The sequence below is a fragment of the Enterobacter sp. 22452 genome, assembly GCF_052045065.1.
Taxonomy (GTDB): domain Bacteria; phylum Pseudomonadota; class Gammaproteobacteria; order Enterobacterales; family Enterobacteriaceae; genus Enterobacter; species Enterobacter mori.
Genome location: NZ_JBQEOB010000026.1, coordinates 1 through 703, shown reverse-complemented (window position 1 = coordinate 703; position 703 = coordinate 1). Strand labels below are relative to the sequence as shown.

At 54.5% G+C, this 703-nt stretch carries 1 rRNA gene; it reads left to right on the top strand.

From position 1 onward, the window contains the following. Positions 1-691: ribosomal RNA gene (locus tag ACTJJA_RS23915) — 23S ribosomal RNA — on the top strand; the annotation flags it as partial. Positions 692-703: the final 12 nt, after the last annotated feature.

Sequence of the window (703 nt, the reverse complement as noted above, 5' to 3'; positions counted from 1 at the left end):
CCGGGTTGCGGACAGTGTCTGGTGGGTAGTTTGACTGGGGCGGTCTCCTCCCAAAGAGTAACGGAGGAGCACGAAGGTTAGCTAATCCTGGTCGGACATCAGGAGGTTAGTGCAATGGCATAAGCTAGCTTGACTGCGAGAGTGACGGCTCGAGCAGGTGCGAAAGCAGGTCATAGTGATCCGGTGGTTCTGAATGGAAGGGCCATCGCTCAACGGATAAAAGGTACTCCGGGGATAACAGGCTGATACCGCCCAAGAGTTCATATCGACGGCGGTGTTTGGCACCTCGATGTCGGCTCATCACATCCTGGGGCTGAAGTAGGTCCCAAGGGTATGGCTGTTCGCCATTTAAAGTGGTACGCGAGCTGGGTTTAGAACGTCGTGAGACAGTTCGGTCCCTATCTGCCGTGGGCGCTGGAGAATTGAGGGGGGCTGCTCCTAGTACGAGAGGACCGGAGTGGACGCATCACTGGTGTTCGGGTTGTCATGCCAATGGCATTGCCCGGTAGCTAAATGCGGAAGAGATAAGTGCTGAAAGCATCTAAGCACGAAACTTGCCCCGAGATGAGTTCTCCCTGACCCTTTAAGGGTCCTGAAGGAACGTTGAAGACTACGACGTTGATAGGTCGGGTGTGTAAGCGCAGCGATGCGTTGAGCTAACCGATACTAATGAACCGTGAGGCTTAACCTTACAACGCCGAAG